Annotated in this window: 10 protein-coding genes; 9 read left to right on the top strand and 1 reads right to left on the bottom strand. The window is 62.3% G+C overall.

Going from position 1 to position 16,830, the window contains the following annotated elements; translation table 11 throughout:
- The first annotated feature begins 1 nt into the window (after position 1).
- Positions 2–2,107: a site-2 protease family protein gene (locus CCC_RS06870; protein WP_009868107.1), complete on the top strand. Its 2,106-nt coding sequence runs from the start codon at positions 2–4 to the stop codon at positions 2,105–2,107.
- A 50-nt stretch (positions 2,108–2,157) separates the two neighbouring features.
- On the top strand, positions 2,158–2,472 hold the full coding sequence (locus CCC_RS06865) for a hypothetical protein (protein WP_152619721.1): 315 nt from the start codon (positions 2,158–2,160) through the stop codon (positions 2,470–2,472).
- Between the two features lie 398 nt (positions 2,473–2,870).
- Here the strand turns inward: CCC_RS06865 and CCC_RS06860 are convergent, their stop codons facing one another.
- Complete coding sequence (locus CCC_RS06860; RefSeq protein WP_041040493.1) at positions 2,871–3,884, bottom strand: helix-turn-helix domain-containing protein; 1,014 nt, start codon at positions 3,882–3,884, stop codon at positions 2,871–2,873.
- 219 nt (positions 3,885–4,103) lie between these two features.
- Here CCC_RS06860 and CCC_RS06855 point away from each other — a divergent pair, with 219 nt between their 5' ends.
- The 7 genes from CCC_RS06855 to CCC_RS06825 all read left to right on the top strand — a co-directional run.
- Positions 4,104–5,918, top strand: a complete 1,815-nt coding sequence (locus CCC_RS06855) for a TolC family protein (RefSeq protein ID WP_236686325.1) — start codon at positions 4,104–4,106, stop codon at positions 5,916–5,918.
- An 81-nt stretch (positions 5,919–5,999) separates the two neighbouring features.
- Positions 6,000–11,786: a DUF4347 domain-containing protein gene (locus CCC_RS22925; RefSeq protein WP_041040491.1), complete on the top strand. Its 5,787-nt coding sequence runs from the start codon at positions 6,000–6,002 to the stop codon at positions 11,784–11,786.
- A 10-nt stretch (positions 11,787–11,796) separates the two neighbouring features.
- Positions 11,797–12,528, top strand: a complete 732-nt coding sequence (locus CCC_RS06845) for an efflux RND transporter periplasmic adaptor subunit (RefSeq protein WP_009867866.1) — start codon at positions 11,797–11,799, stop codon at positions 12,526–12,528.
- Positions 12,525–13,811 (top strand): efflux RND transporter periplasmic adaptor subunit, encoded by a 1,287-nt coding sequence (locus tag CCC_RS06840; RefSeq protein ID WP_009867868.1) that lies wholly within the window; start codon positions 12,525–12,527, stop codon positions 13,809–13,811. The genes CCC_RS06845 and CCC_RS06840 overlap by 4 nt, the downstream gene beginning before the upstream one ends.
- A 2-nt stretch (positions 13,812–13,813) precedes the next feature.
- Positions 13,814–15,910 (top strand): HlyD family efflux transporter periplasmic adaptor subunit, encoded by a 2,097-nt coding sequence (locus CCC_RS06835; protein WP_009867870.1) that lies wholly within the window; start codon positions 13,814–13,816, stop codon positions 15,908–15,910.
- Positions 15,911–15,944: 34 nt separating this feature from the next.
- Positions 15,945–16,256, top strand: coding sequence for a hypothetical protein (locus tag CCC_RS06830; protein ID WP_041040155.1), 312 nt, complete (start codon positions 15,945–15,947; stop codon positions 16,254–16,256).
- A 292-nt stretch (positions 16,257–16,548) separates the two neighbouring features.
- On the top strand, positions 16,549–16,830 hold a 282-nt coding region (locus CCC_RS06825), incomplete at its 3' end, for a response regulator (RefSeq protein WP_236686324.1).

Here is a 16,830-nt window from a genome sequence, read left to right as displayed (position 1 = left end):
GATGGACGCCGCCACCATGCCATTGCCGGGTTTGCGTGATGAGCTGTCGCTGCATCCCGGCCCGGCCTCCCTCGACGGCTCGCCCACCTGGACCATCCGGGATCCGGTGAGAAACCGATATTTCCGCATCGGCTGGGCCGCCTTCGAGGCCCTATCCCGTTGGGGTGGCACGGCGGGTGAGGTGGCCGAGGCGGTGCGGGCCGAGACCACCATCGACATGACTGATGACGAGGTGATGGACGTCGCCAAGTTCCTGTACGGCAACCAGCTTACCCAGGCCAACAGCCATGCCGACACTGCCCGGCTGGCCGAGCAGGCGGCGGCCGAGAAGCACTCGGTGTTCAACTGGCTGCTCCATCATTACCTGTTCTTCCGCATCCCCCTGGTGCGGCCGGATCGGTTCCTGGGCAAGCTGCTGCCGCTGGTGGCGTGGCTGGGCAGTGTCTGGTTCCGTTGGACCACCTTGGGCGCGCTGTTGCTGGGTTTGGTGCTGGTCGCTCGGCAATGGGATGTCTTCACCACCACCCTGGTTGATACCCTCTCGGTCAGCGGCATGGTCAGCTATGGCATCGCTCTGTCGCTGGTGAAGGTGGTGCATGAACTGGCCCACGGCCTCACCGCCAAGCGGTTCGGCTGTCGGGTTCCCACCATGGGAGCGGCCTTCCTGGTGATGTGGCCGGTGCTCTATACCGATGTCAATGAGACCTGGACCCTGGCCTCGCGGCATCAAAGGCTGCTGGTCGGTGCGGCGGGGATCATGGCCGAATTGGCGGTGGCGGCCTGGGCGACCCTGTTGTGGGCCTTCCTGCCTGAGGGGGCGTTGCGCCAGGGCGTCTTCGTGTTGGCCGCCTTCACCTGGGTGTCTTCGCTGGCCATCAATATGTCGCCGTTCATGCGCTTCGACGGCTATTTCCTGGCCATGGACGCCCTGGAACTCCCCAACCTCCACCCCAGGGCCTTCGCCATGGCGCGGTGGTGGTTGCGCGAAGTGCTGTTCGATCTGGGCGAACCTGCCCCCGAAGCCATGGATGTCCATCGACGCCGGGCCATGGTGGCCTTCGCCTTCGCCGTCTGGATCTACCGGCTGGTGCTGTTCCTCGGCATCGCCGCCTTGGTCTACCACTTCTTCATCAAGGCGGTGGGCGTGCTGCTGTTCTGCGTCGAGATCGGTTGGTTTGTGTGCCTGCCCATCTGGAATGAGGTGAAGCAATGGGGCAAGCGCCGAGGTGACATCCTCAAAGGCACCCGGTGGAGGCGTCCGCTGATCGGCCTCGGCCTTGCCCTGCTGGTAGCGATCATTCCCTGGCGCACGCGGGTCGAGGCTCCGGCCTCGGTTACTGCCGAGATCGTGGCACCGCTCTTCCTGCCGGCACCAGCCCGACTGGAGCAGGTGCTGGTCGAGCGCGGCCAGCATGTGGTGGCTGGAACCAAGCTACTGACCTTCATCGCTCCCGACATCGACGCAAGGCGCGCCATCACCGCTGCCCGGCTGGAGGGCAAGGCGGCCGAGTTGGAGGCGGTCAAGCTCGATCCGTTCGGCCGTGAGCGCCTCTCGGCCTTGACCGAGGAATTATCGCGGCTCGGCTCAGAGAAGGCGGCGCTGGATGCCGAGGCCGAACGGCTGACCATCATCGCCCCCCATGCCGGTCTGTTCCTCGATCCGCTGCCGGACCTGAAGCCCGGCGCCTGGCTGTCACCGAAGCAGCAGTTGGGCCTGATCCGCGCCGACGGCGCCGCCATCGCCACAGCCTATGTGGCCGAGGATGATCTGGAACGGATCAAGGAAGGTGATGACGCCCGCTTCCTCCCCCACGGCCTCGACCATGCCGGTATGGCGGGCAAGGTGCTATCCATCGACCGCAATCCAGTCAAGGTGCTGACCGATCCGGCCCTGACCTCGCTCCATGGCGGCGACATACCGGTGCGTGCCGCCGGCCAGGCTCTGGTGCCCCAGGGCGGATTCTTCCGCGTCACCATCCGTCTTAACGGCCCGGCGCCCGATATAAAGTTGATTGGACATGCTATCATCAGTGGGCAGGGCCAGAGCATGATCGGTCGCGCCGTCCGCTCCGCCCTCGTGGTTCTGGTCCGCGAATGGGGTGCCTGACGTTGGATGGTGCAAAGACCGATACGGTTGAATTGATGGAGGACGATGACATGGAAATCCGGCAGACCGTGGTGGCCATGTTCGCCGTGGCGGTGCTGTCATCGTCGGCGGTGGCGCTGGCCCAGCCTGCGCCCATCGACAAGGCCTATGAATCATCCAAGTCGGCGGAATTGGAATCTGTAAAGCTGCAACTGGCCACCAGTTCCAGCCCCACCGCGTTGGCCGAGTTGAACGAGGCCGAAAGCGCATTACGCCATCTCAGGGAGACCAAGGCCCCAGACCAGCGTCGCAAGATCGCCGCCGAACTGGAATCCGCCTTGATCCGGTTACGCTTGGAAGCCAACAACACCAGCCTGAAAAGGTAGACCTCTATTTGCCCCGTTTTATACCACGCGGGGCTGCTGCCCCTATCGGCTGCGAAACAGCACAAGCGCATCTGACTGTTTATGGCACATCTGGGCCGTAGCGCACGTTCCAGCCGAGTGACGGTTGTCGGGGGGGTAAAGCGGACAGGTGCCATGCTGGTGGCTATTCGAGCCGGGGCACAGAGCCGTCTCCGCTGATGAGTCAACTGTCAGCCCTTTTTCGAATGGCAACGGCGTTACTTTTATCTTGGGCGCTTAGTAACGCGTTACTAGGTGGCTGGTGTTGCCATGTGCGTCGTGGGAGATGCCGATATGAAAGCGGATGTCGGAATAAACAGCGATATTATTGGGCGAGTGTCGCCACACCAGCGTGGGGGCTTAGGCCGTCTTTGACCATGTTACGGTTCACGCGGCTGCCTTTTTCTTAAGTTTCCGGGTGGATATCCGAACTTCCTGCGAAATGCCGCGAGGAAATGATTGACGTGGGAATATCCAAGGCGCTCGGCCAAGGTCTTAAGGGGAATATCGCTTCTTTCTATCGCGACGTGGGCTTCTGACAAGCGATGTTCGGCGACGAACGCATGGATGGGCTGCCCATATTCGGCTCGGAAGTCATTGTTCAAGGTGCGAACCGATACATTGAACTGGGCTGCGAGCAATTCCAGCGTTGGCAGCTTTCCGCAGGTGTTGACTAGATATTCGTGCAGGTCTTTAGCCCGTTGGGTTGCGACTTTGACAGGCGGGGCATCACTCTCATTGGTGCCCAAATGATCAATCAACGCGGTCAGGTAATCAAGGACCCGAGCCTGGATGAACAGGGTGCGCATTAAGCCCGTCATGTTGTTTGGAATGGCTTTCTGCAAAATCGATGAGATGCTTGGGGGCATGGCCCGAACCACCACAGTGGGGGCTACCTCCAACCCCAGGGCGACCAAGGTTCTATCGGCGACCGTCGCTCCCAGAAGGTTGGCCAAGGCGGGCCGTCCCACCGCCAGGACCGTGGCGAGGCAGTTAAAGGTGCAGTCAACGGCTGGGGTCACGGCTACTTCTTGGGCGTAGCGAAACAGGTCAAATCCAACGCCATAGCTGAAAGTTTCTTTCAAGATGTGATCGTCTTGGATGCTGCGGCCATGACTCAGCGTATGCAGCATCAGCGTTTCTACGGGCAAAGAGGCTTCCAGCCTTGCGGTCTGCACCAGTTTTCCAGTGGCCGAAGAGTTGAAGCGATAGTCAGCGCGCAAGACTGACATTCCCATGGGCAGATCGTATTTGGATATCCAGCCCACGCCCAATTCAAGGGGCATGGGGGCCTGTCTGCATTCTATATCTCGATCAACGGCGCGAATTTCCGTCCAGCTTTGCTGGGGGTCGATCAGCCAATTCAGAACGATGCTGTCGTATCCGGGTTTCATCCTGACGGGTGCCTTTTTTGGGCCTGCCATACCAATTCGCCACAATAGGTCACTACTCGTGCCATACGTCCATCTGAAGATAAACAGACTTGCTGGGCATTGCCTGATCTCGTTGAAATTTGGGCGTTTCTCGTAGAACGAACGGGTCGAGTTGCCCCTTCCGAATGGCGTACACAATACGAACGAATTATGCCTTGTCGTGCGCGGGAGAGCCACGCTATGAATTTTTCTGCTTTCAGAGTCGGCAGTCTGCTGGCCTCCGTCTCTCTGGCCGCCCTACTGGCCGCCTGCGCAGTGACGCCCGAACCGTTCACCAAGGATGAGTTGGCCACCCATGCCAGGGAGGATCTCGCTGACATGTTCAAGGGCGGCGAGCTCCTGACCAAGTCGTTGACGGTATCGGACGCCATTGCCCGCGCGGTGCGCTACAACCTGGACAAGCGCTCCAAGATGATGGAGGAGGCGCTGGCCCTCGGCCAGACCGATGTGGACCGCTGGGACCTGCTGCCTAAACTGACCGCCAATGCCGGCTACAACGAGCGCTCCGAACCCAATTCCACTAGGTCGCGTGATCTCTACACTCAGACGACCTCGACCTCCAATCCCAGCTATTCCGCCGATCGCGTCGCCAAGACCGCCGATCTGACCATGTCGTGGAACGTCCTGGATTTCGGCCTGACCTATTATACGGCCAAGTCCAACGCCGACCGCGCCCTGGTGGCGACCGAGCGCCGACGCAAGGCCGTCCACAACCTGATCTCCGAGGTGCGCTTCGCCTTCTGGCGTGCCGCCGCCTACCAAACCCTCAACGGCGAGGTCGATGCGGCGGTGGCCGAGGCTAAGGTAGCGCTGGACAAGGCCCGTCTGGTGGAGCGGGAGAACCTCAAAGCCCCGGTCGAAAGCCTGCGCTACCAGAAATCCTTGCTGGAAACGCTCCGTCAGCTGACCGCGATCCAGCAGGAATTGTCCACCGCCCGCATTGAACTGGCGGCACTGATCAACGTGCCGCCGGGAACCAATCTGGTCCTGGATGTTCCAACCGATATGAAGCTGCCCGACTGGCAGATGGGCTTGGAGCGCATGGAAGAGACGGCCTTCGTCAACAATCCCGATCTGCGTGAGCAGGGCTACCTGACCCGTATCGCCCTGGATGACACCAAGAAGGCCATTATCCGCATGCTGCCCGGCGTCACCTTCTCCGCCAGCCGCAATTACGACTACAACAGCTTCCTGATGGACAACCACTGGTACGAGGCCGGGGCCAAGCTGTCGTGGAACCTGATGAACGTGATTTCGGGCCATGATGCGTTGAAATACGCCGACGCCAACGAAGAGACCGCCAAGGCCCGGCGTCTGGCGTTGCGCATGGCGGTTCTGGCTCAGGTCCATGTCTCGGAGCGGCAATTCCGCAATGCCAGCAGCCAGTTCACGCAGTCGGACGATCTGTGGAAGGTGGACAGGCGGCTGGCAGAGTTGTCGGATGCCAAGGCGGCCAATGACGCCAGTGGTATTCTGGAGCGCGTGGCCGGTCATGCCTCGGCCATCGCCTCGCAATTGCGGCGCTTCCAGACCTACGCCCAGGTGGAGCAGGCCTACGCCAAGATGCAGGCCACGCTGGGCGATGATCTACTGCCTGACAGCATCAAGGTCTCCGATCTCAACGGCCTCAGCACCATTATCGCGCTGCGGTTGGAGCAATGGGGCAAGGGCGAGATGGCTGCCCCAATGGTGGCAGAGGAGACGCCCGTTGCGCCGCCGCCTTCGGCTATCGAGGCCGTTGCACCCGCCAAGGACACGCCCGATCTGTTGTCCGGCGTGGTCCGCTTTTTCCAGGATGGACTGAAGCAGCCCCAGGCGGTTGCCGCTCCTCCCGCGAGCGCCCCCCAGGATGCCATCAAGCTCTCGCCGCCCTCGACGCTGGAAGATGCGCGTGATCAGCGCCCAGGCATTTTCGACAAGGCGTTTCGCTTTCTGAAGGACGGTCTCGGGAAGGATCAAGCCGCTAGGCCGGAAGATCTCGCATCAGTGCGGTAAGCGCGATGATTGATCCCGTGGGTGGCTGTCCGAATAACGGCGAACCACCTGGATGCCGGTTAAGAATCGAGGAACACAGTCATGAGCCACATCAAGCGCAAGAATTCGCGAATCAATCTGGCGGCAGGTATTCTTGCCCTGGAACCGCGCATGATGTTCGACGGCGCCGCCGTGGTGGATGCCGCCCATGCCGCTGCCGATGCGGCCGCCAAGGCGTTGATTCCCGATGTTACCGCTCCCGCCGTGGTCCGCACTGCCGACCCGTCCAAGGATAGCGGCAAGAAGGAGGTGGTGTTCGTCGACACCGCGCTTGCCAATTATCAAGCGCTGGAGGCGGCGGTGAAGGACGGCGTAGGAATCGTCGAGATCGACGGCGGCCAGAGCGGCTTGGCGCAGATGGCGAAATGGGCGGAAGCCAATACCGGCTATGATTCCATCACGGTGATCGGGCGCGGCTCCGAGGCGTCGCTGCAACTCGGTACCGACACCATTGCCGATGCCAGCCTGTCGGGCGCCGCCACCCAGGCGGAGATGGCTGAAATCGGCGCGGCGCTGAAGTCGAGCGGTGAACTGCTGATCGAGGCCAATAGCGTCGGGCAAGGCCTCGACGGACAGCTTCTGGTGAAGGATATGGGCATCGCTACGGGCGCGACGGTGGGCGCGTTCAGTGACACCACCGATCCCAGCGGCGCCGACGGTCATTGGACGCTTGATACCTCTACCGGTGCCATTCAGGTGCAGCCTGCTGATCCCTCGTTGAACGGCGGCAAGACCGAGGTGGTGTTTATCGACACCAGCGTTGCCGACTACCGCACATTGATGGCTGCCGTAAATCCGGGCGTCGAGATCGAACTAATCGACGGCAGCCAAGATGGCTTGGCACAGATGGCAAAGTGGGCGCAGACCCATGCTGGCTACGACAGCATTTCCATCTTGTCGCACGGCGCTGAAGCCGCTGTGAGAATTGGGACTAGCACCGTCAATGACTCATCCCTGGGTGATGCCGTGGTCCAAGCGGAACTGGACCAGGTTGGACATTCCCTCAATGCCGATGGTGGTTTGTTACTCTATGGCTGCGATGTGGCCAAGGGAGATGATGGACGGCAATTTGCCACGGACCTTGCGGCGGCGACTGGAGCGGACGTGGCGGCCTCTACCGACACCACCGGCAACAATGGGAATTGGACTCTCGAATACGTGAGTAGCTCTAATAAGTATCTCACAGGGACACTGAGTGACGGAGTGTATCAGTACGCGCATGATCTCCTCTCGGTTGGCAACGGGACCTTAACGATTTATAGTATTTGGAATGTATCGCAAACCGCAACCGGTCTAAAATTCACATTCAATATCTATAATTCATCTACAAATACGGATGGGCCGTTCACGATAAAGGGGCAGTGGGGATCTCAAACTGAATACACTCTTATCACACACTTTAACAGCGGATGGGGTGACTTCACTGGGCATGACTGGGGCGTCACATGGGCAGACCTTGGCGGTGCTCCCACTGGCGGAGCAGGCACGAAATACGTCTCATTCTATTTGTATGCCAGTGGCACTGGAATACCTCTGACCGGCCTTTCAGATCAGGAAAGCTTTGGTTACAACCCCAACGTTACACCTGCCTTTGTTAGCAGCGGCACCACCAATCTGACGTTTGCACCTGGTGCCACAGCGCACGACATCACCTCGTATCTCGGCATTACCGATTCGGACTCCAGCCAGACCGAGACGTGGTCGCAAAGCGTTGCGCCCAACAATGGCGGCAGTTTGCTTTTCACCTCCGCCACCGGCACTTCGGGCGCTGGCACAATCTCGCCCACAGGTGCCGTCACCTATACCCCCAACGCCTCATTCGTCGGCACCGAGACGTTCACCGTTCAGGTCAGCGACGGCACCGCCACGGCGACCAAGAGCTTCAGTGCCCTGGTGGACAATGCGCCCACGGTGACGGCGGGCGGCACCACCGCCTACACCGAACGCACCCCGACCGCAGTTGCTCCCGCCATCAGCATTGCCGATGCCGACGGCAATACCGAATGGAATGGCGGGACGCTCGCGGTGAATATCAGCGCCAATGCCGATGCCACCGACAAACTGTATCTGGCCACCAGCCAGCCGGGATCGGCGGGGTACTGGGTCGATGCCGCCAGCAGCAATGCCATCAAGTATTGGGACGGCAGTGCCAACACCGCCATCGGCACCGCCAGCGCTACCCAGGTGACCGGTTCGTCCACCTGGACCATCACCTTCAACGCCAGCGCCACCAATACCCTGGTTAGTGGCTTGGCCCAGGCGATCTTGTACGACGACAATACCCACGCTCCCGGCACGTCGAGCCGGACGGTGCATTTCGTCGCCACCGACAAATGGAACCTCGCCACAGCCGCCGACCAGACCGTCACCATCGCCGCCATCAACGAGGCGCCGAGCCTGTCGGGCATGACCAACGCGGTGTCCTGGTACCAGGGCGTCGGAGCCGCCACCCTGGATTCCGGAGCGACCATCGCCGATGTGGAACTGGACGCCGCCAATGGCGGCAGCGGCAATTACGCCGGGGCCTCGGTCAGCATTGTCAACCATGCCGGGGCGGATGCCAACGACGTGATCTCGGTGGCCAACGGCTCGGGCTATACAGTCAGCGGCGGTAATGTTTCGGCAGGCGGCCACGTCATCGCCACCTTCTCCGAGACCGGCGGCACTTTCACGCTGACCTTCGCCGACAACGGCACCAAGCCGACCACCGTCCTGGTCAACGACGTGCTCGACCACATCACCTATTCACGCACCAGCCCGCCCTCGGCCGATGGTGCTCAGACGGCGCAGTTGGACTGGACCTTCCATGACGGCAACAGCGGTGGCCAGGGTTCCGGTGGCGATCTGACTTCTGCGGGTTATTCCACCGTCACCCTCAACCGCGCTCCGGTGGTCAGCGCCGCCCAATCCACTCAGACCTCAGTGACCGGCGTCGCCTTTACCTATCAGGTTCCGTCCGGCACCTTCCATGACGCCGATGCCGATGCCCTGACCTATAGCGTCCAGCGGGTCGATTCGTCCGGGACGCTGGTCAATGGCGGAGCCTTGCCGGGATGGCTGAGCTTTACCGCCGGAACCCGGACCTTTTCCGGCACCTCGGCTGCATCGGATGCGGGGGCGTCCTATTTCAAAGTCACCGCCTCGGACGGCCACAGCACCACCACCGATACGGTCCGGATCGACGTCTATAACGGCCCCAGCGTTTCATCCCTCGACCGGGCCGCCGGAGCCACCGCCTACACCAACGCCACCAGCCGTGACTGGACGGTGACCTTCAACGCGGCGGTCGCCGGGGTCGATACCTCTGATTTCGCGCTGGCCACCACATCGGGAACGGCCACAGGCGCGGTCACGTCCGCCACCACCGCCGCTGGCACCATCGCCAGCGTGACCGACAGTGGCGACCACAAGACCTACACCGTCACCGTTACCGGAATCACCGGCGACGGCGATCTGGCGCTGAACCTCAATAATGCCGGGACCGGTATCACCGATATCGCCTATGGCAAGGCTGTCACCGGCGGCTTCAGCGGCCAGGCCTATACCGTCGATCATACCCTGCCGGTGATCTCGTCGATCAGCATCCCCAACGCCACCAACAAGGTAGGCGACGTCATCACCGCCACCATCACCCTGGCCGCTGACAGCGGTAATGACAGCTACTATAGCCTGGGCACGGCGAAGACCGTCGACGGCTTCACCTTGGGAAGCCTGAGCGTTGTGGACGCCACCCATCTGAGCGCCACCTTTACCGTCGCCGATGGCGGCGGCGATGTGGCGGCCAGTGGCGGGCAGATCCCGGTCAATTTGGTTCTGGTGGATCGCGCCGGAAATTCCAGTGCGGCCTACACCACCGCCATGGTGACGACCACCGGGCGCATCGACGCCAATGCGCCGTCGAACCTTGCCCTATCCACCACCGACATCAACCAGGCGGGGAACGCCAACGCCACCATCGGCACCTTCTCCACCACCGATCTGTCGTCCAATTCCACCTTCACCTACGCCCTGGTGGCCGGGGCGGGCAGCACCGACAACGCCAAGTTTTCGATTTCGGGGAACTCCCTGTCGGTGAATAACCAGACCCTGACCCCTGGGAGCAGCTATTCCGTCCGGGTCCGCACCACCGATATCGGCGGCAACAGCTTTGACAAGGTTCTGACTCTGCGCGCCAACACGACGCCACAGAATGGGCCGGTGCCCAGCGCGCCCAAGGGGGTGCAGGGTGTTAATTTCAACTATCCCCTGCCGCCCGGCACCTTCACCGATGGCGACAGCGATCCATTTACCTATACCGCTACCAATCTACCGCCGGGTCTGACCATCAATCCGACCACCGGCGCCATTTCAGGCACTCCCTCCGGGACAGGTACCTATACGGCTACCATTACCGCCAGTGACGACCACGGAGGCACGACCTCGCAGACGGCGACGTTCAGTTTCGACGCCCCGCCCCATGCCTCGCCGCCGCCGTCGACCTCTGGAGGCATCGGCCTGAACGGCGGCGCAGCCTTGGGTGGTGGCGGAGTCACCCCCGGAACCGGTACCGGCGCGGGAACTGGGACAGGAACATCCTCTGGTGGCGGCTTTGGTTTGCCCAATGAGGGCGGCGGATCGGGGTGGGGAGGCACGTCTGGCGGCGTGGGCTTCAGCGGCGGTGCCACGGCTGGCGGTTTCAGCTTTGGTCCATCCACGGGTGGGACCGGAAGTGGAGCGGGCGGAACATCTGGCGGTGTAGGCTTCAGCGGCGGTGCCTCGGCCGGAGGATTCAGCTTCGGCCCGTCCACGGGTGGGACTGGAACTGGAACGGGCGGAACATCTGGCGGTGTGGGCTTGGGCGGGGGAGCAACGGCTGGCGGCTCGGGCGTCGGCTTCGCCGGTGGCACTGGCGGGACCGGAACTGGAACCGGCGGCACGACCACTGGCGGGACCGGTGGTGAGAATGGCGGTGTCGGAACCTCGGGCGGTGCCACAGCTGGTGGCACGGGCGTCGGCTTCGCCGGTGGCCCTGGCGGGACTGGAAATGGAACCGGTGGCACGACCACTGGCGGCACCGGTGGCGAGAATGGCGGTACCAGGACCGGTGGAACCGGTGTGGGCGTTGCAGGGGGAACCGCGACAAGCGCAGGGACTGCTAATGTCGGTGCGGGTTCGGGCACTGCGGCGGGCGCGAGCGGCAGCGGTGAATCTGGTGGGGCGACTTCCGGCGCCGGTGTCTCGGCGGCGGCCCGCGCAGCGACAGCTGGTGTACCGGTGGTGCCGGATGCCAGAACGGTATCCGCCCCCAGTGCCTTCCAGGTGGCCGTGGCGGCTCGGGGAACTGGAAGTGGCGACGCTCTGGTTGTCGCCGCGCCGATCCGGGACGCTGCCGTGGATGCGGGCAGCCGGATTTCGGTGCAGATTTCCGCCGAGTCCTTCGCCCATACCAAGGCCGACGCAACGGTGACCCTGAGCGCGCAACAGGTCAACGGCGCCGCTCTTCCGGGATGGATGAGCTTCAATCCCCAAAACGGCACCTTCGAAGGAACTCCGCCGCCCGGCTTCCGGGGCGAGGTGACGGTCAAGGTGGTAGCCCGGGACGCCGAGGGACGTGAAGCGGTGCAGACCTTCAGCATCAAGGTGGGCGAAGCCGGGCAGGGGCAAGTCGCTCCCAGTAGTGACGGCCAACCTCAGGGCGGCGCCGCCCCTGGCGGTGGTCGCCAAGGCCTGCTGAAGCCCGTGGGCAAGCCCTCGCTAACCCAGCAACTGCGCGACAGCGGCCATCAGGGCCGCATCGCTAAGCAGATGGCTCTGTTCCGGGCCGCGACGCCGAGCGGACACGCCGCCTAGGCTGGAGAAGATGATGCTGCGACGTTTCCTCCTTGTCCTGGCGGTCACCCTGCCAGGTGCCGCCTGGGCTCAGGCCCCGCAGGGTGACATCCGTGCCCAGCTGACGCCGCGCGATTATACCACCCTAGCCGCGGAGATCGGCGCCAAGGTGGAAAAGATCGCGGTGCGTGAAGGCGAGCGATTTACCAAAGGACAAACGCTGATCGCCTTCGATTGCTCGGTGCAGCGGGCGCAACTGACCGAAGCCCGCGCGACCTTAAGCGCTGCGGAAAAGACCGTGGCGGTCAATAAGCGGCTGCTGGAGCTTCAGACCATCGGCAAGTTGGAATACGACCTCGCCCAGGCCGAAGTCGATAAGGCCCGCGCCAAGGATTCGGCTGGAGCTGCCGTGGTCGCCAAGTGTCAGGTCCCCGCTCCATTTGATGGGCGCGTGGTGGAGCAGAAGGCCCGTTCCCAGCAATTTGTCCAGCCGGGGCAAGCCCTGCTGGACATCCTGGACGACACCGAACTGGAGGTTGATTTCGTGGTGCCCAGCAAATGGCTGATTTGGCTGAAGCCAGGGTACGCCTTCCAGGTGGTGATCGACGAGACAACCAGGACCTATCCGGTCAAGCTGGTCCGAGCAGGTGCCCGCATTGATCCAGTCAGCCAAACGGTGAGGATGATGGGCACCATCGGCGGGCGGTTCCCGGAGCTGTCTGCGGGCATGAGCGGCAAGGTGCTGCTTACTCCCCCGCCATGAACGAGGATTTTCTCTCTCTCCTCGATCTACAACAACGTATCCTCGCCGCCAAGCGGCCTATCGAGGTGGCCTTCCTGGCTGTCAATCTTGCTCACACCCTGATTCCTTACCGGCAAGCGGCCTTGTGGGGAAGGGCCGACGGAGTGATCGCCGTGTCGGGAGCGGCGACGGTGGAAAGCGGCAGCCCCTATTTGCTGTGGCTGGGCCAGGTCTTTCGTCATCTGTCCAATCTGAGTATTCCCACCGCCCTGACGGCTGCCGCCTTACCCGCCGGCCTGACCGAGCAATGGAGTGACTGGCTGCCTGTCCATGCCCTGGGCCTGCCCATGGACGGCGAGACGCTGCTCTATGCCCGTGATGAGGCGTTTGCCGAGCAGGAGATTGCCCTGTTGGCCCATCTCGCCTCCCTGGTACGGGTGTCGCGCTTGGCGCTCTTGCCACGCGCCACCCTGAGCCAACGCCTGAAGGCGGCGGACGGCCGCCGCACCCGCATCGGTGCCATCGCCGCGCTGGCTGTGGCGCTGTTTCCGGTGACTGGCTCAGTGTTGGCCCCCGCCGATTCCGTTCCAGCGCATCCCATCATTGTTCGTGCGCCGCTCGATGGTGTCGTTGACCATATCGCCGTTCAGCCCAATGACAGCGTGAGCGAAGGCCAGCCCCTGTTTGAACTAGATGCCACACAGTTGACGGGCAGGCTGGACGTGGCCCGTCAGCAATGGGCCACCGCCGAGGCGGAATACCGTCAGGCTGCTCAGGCCATGGTATTCGATGGCAAGGCCAAGGCGCAGGTGGCGATCCTGGCCGGCAAGGCCGAGGAAAAGGCCGCCGATGTTCGCCTGCTGGAAAGTCAGCTGGCCCGTATTTCCGTCAAATCTCCTCGCGCCGGTGTGGTGGTGTTCGATGATCCCACCGACTGGATCGGCAAGCCGGTGGCGGTGGGCGAGAAAGTGATGGCGGTGGCCGACGAGAAGGATACCGAGATCGATGCCTGGGTGGCCGTTGCCGATGTGGGCGAGGTTACGGCGGGAGCACGGCTGACCATGTTCCTCAACACCGCCCCGTTGTCGCCTGTGCATGCCACGGTGCGCAGCATAGCCTACGAGGCATCGGCCCGGCCCGACAGCACCATCGTCCATCGGGTCCGCGCCAGTCTGGCTGATCCGGCCGACAGGCCACGTCTGGGCCTCAAGGGAACGGCTCGCATCGACGGTGATGCCGTGCCGCTGGTGTGGTGGCTGTTCAGGAAGCCGTTGGCGACCATTCGCCAATATGTGGGCTTCTGATCATGTCGGCCGGCGCCGCTCTCCCGGCCCTGCGCGATGAACTGGCGCTTCATTCCGGCCCGGTCGGCCATGACGGGGCGCCGACCTGGCTGTTGCACGATCCTTTGCGTAACCAGTTCTTCCGCCTGACTTGGCCTGTTTTCGAGGTGCTGTCGCGGTGGCATCTGGGACACTCCGAAGCCATCGCTCTCTCCGTATCCGCCGAAACGACCTTGGCCTTGGAGGCCGACGACGTGAGTGACGTGGTTGAGTTCCTGGCACGCAGCCAGTTGCTCAAGCCGTCGGGGTCGAGGGATGTAGAGCGCCTGTTGGCCATCCATGACGCCCACAAGACCGGTTGGCTGACCTGGGCGTTGCATCATTATCTGTTCTTCCGGGTGCCTCTGGTGCGCCCCGACCAATGGCTCGACGCCATCCTTCCCTTCGTGGAGTGGATGGGGCGGCGTTCCTTCCGCCTCATCACCTTGGGGGCGTTGGTGGTCGGCCTGTTCCTGGTCGGCCGACAGTGGGGCATCTTTACCACGACCTTCGTTGATCATTTCTCCATGGAGGGGCTGGCCTCGTTTGGCATCGCCCTGGGCTTTGCCAAGATCGTCCATGAGCTGAGCCATGCGCTGACGGCCAAATCCTATGGACTGCGTGTCCCCACCATGGGAGTGGCCTTCTTGGTGCTGATGCCGGTGCTGTATACTGACGTCAACGAAGCCTGGAAGCTAACCTCGCGCCGCCAGCGGCTGATGGTCGGCGGAGCCGGTATCCTGTCCGAATTGGCTTTGGCGGCTTGGGCGACCTTGGCCTGGGGGCTGCTCCCCGACGGCACGGCCAAGTCCTTAGCCTTCACCTTGGCGGCGACAACCTGGATTTCATCGCTTGCCATCAACCTTTCGCCGTTCATGCGCTTCGACGGCTATTTCCTGGCCATGGACGCGCTCGACATGCCCAACCTGCACAATCGCGCCTTCGCCTTGGCCCGCTGGCATCTGCGCGAGGTCCTATTCGGGCTTGGGGAAACCATCCCCGAATGCTTTCCTCCCCGTATCCACGCCGGGGTGATCGCCTTCGCTTGGGCGATATGGATCTACCGCCTGACGCTGTTTCTCGGCATCGCCATGCTGGTCTATCACTTCTTTATCAAGGTGGTCGGGGTGATGCTGTTCTGCGTCGAAATCGGCTGGTTCGTGGCCCGGCCATTCTTCGTCGAGTTCAATCAATGGTGGGAGAAGGCGAGGGCAATTCGGACGACCAAGCGCAGCCGGATCACCTTCGGCCTGTTTTCCGGGTTGGTTCTGTTGGCCGTGGTGCCATGGAGCAGCCGGGTATCGGCTCCGGCGCTGCTCAAGGCCAAGGATCACATGGTGGTTTACGCCCCATTGCCAGGGGTGATCGGTGAACTGGTTGTCAAAGCCGGGGACAAGGTCACCATCGGAACGGTTCTGGCTCGCCTTGACAATCCAGACATGGCGCTACGTCTGGCGCAGATCGAGCGCCGTATCGGTGTGCTGAAATATGAGATCGAGGCCGTTGGCTTCGACGACAGCTTCCGCAGTCGCGCCCAGGCCATTGTCCAGGAACTGGGATCGGTCATGGCGGAGCGCACCGCGCTCACCCGCGATCAATCCCGCCTGATGCTGACCGCTTCCATCGATGGTACCGTCATCGACCTGTCGCCCGTGGTGCAGCTCGGTCAGTGGATCGGCCCCAGGGAGCCGATGATGGCCCTTCGCTCAGGCACGCAGATCGAAGCTTACGTCGCCGAGGATGATCTGCCCCGTATCGCGGTTGGCGCATCAGCCACCTTCATTCCCGAAGGCTCAGGTGGGGCCCGCTCCGCCACGGTCATCGGTATCGACCGCACCGCCGTCAAATCTCTGGCCGACCCGGAACTGGCGGTTCTTTATGGCGGTGCGATCTCCGCGCGTTTCGACAATAAGTCTCTCGTGCCCGACCTGGCGGTCTATCGTGTTCGCTTGACCGTGGGCGGAGAGGACATTTTTACACCTGTGCGGGGCCAGGTGCTGATGAATGGCGAGCGCCGTTCCCTAGTTGGCCGGGTTCTTCGCTCTGTAGCAGCCGTGGTGATCCGCGAATGGGGAGCCTGATCTGTTATGCTTAAACATTAAGTCCTGGAGGTACATGATGCGCATTTTGGTCCGTCTGGTCGCAGTGGCGGTGTTGCTGGCCTTAGCTCCCGTCGTCATGGCGCTGGCCCAGCCTGCGCCCATCGACAAGGCCTATGAATCCTCCAAATCCGCCGAGTTGGAATCGGTGAAGCTGCAACTGGCCACACGCCAGGATAGCCGGGGCGTCGGCGAATTGAACGAGGCGGAAAGCGCACTGCGGCGCTTACGTGAGACCAAGGCCGCCGATCAGAGGGCCAAGATCGCCGCCGAACTGGACTCGGCCCTGGCTCGGCTGCACCTGGTCGCGGATGGGGTGGGAAAATAGCCGCCATTTATCCAGCCCGTCATCCGCATAGGCTGCGAAGAGAAATGATGTTCTCGGAAAATGGCGGTGTTCCCATGGGTTGCGTCGGCAACTAGGATTCTTCGCCACTGACTGGATCTGGCACAGACCCGGCATAGCGGACGCTCACGCTGGATGGCGGCTGCCGGGGGCACAGCGGTCTCCCGCCTCGCCCCGACCAACTGGCTCAACATGACCCAATCCGGACGTCCAGACAACCACAGCGCAAACGCGCGAGGCCGTTGTTGTCGCAAAATCACTTTAGTATTACCATGTGAGCTACTTCAGGTTCTTTGAGCTTAAAATGGTTATGAGAAGCGAGCGTCCTGTCGTTCTTATCGTCGACGACGTTGCCGAGAACCTCCAAGTTCTTGGCGAGTTATTGCAGCCATCATATTTGGTCAAGGTGGCGACATCGGGCGAGCGTGCGTTAAAAATCGCCTCAACCTATCCACAGCCCGACCTCATTCTGCTCGATGTGATGATGCCGGTTATGGATGGCTATGAGTGCCTTCGGCGGCTCAGGGAAAATCCCGAGACGCGAAAGATCCCAGTG

It is taken from the genome of Paramagnetospirillum magnetotacticum MS-1 (assembly GCF_000829825.1).
Classification (GTDB): Bacteria; Pseudomonadota; Alphaproteobacteria; order Rhodospirillales; family Magnetospirillaceae; genus Phaeospirillum; species Phaeospirillum magnetotacticum.
The sequence above is the reverse complement of the archived record's forward strand: the minus strand, read 5'-3'. Positions and strand labels throughout refer to the sequence as shown.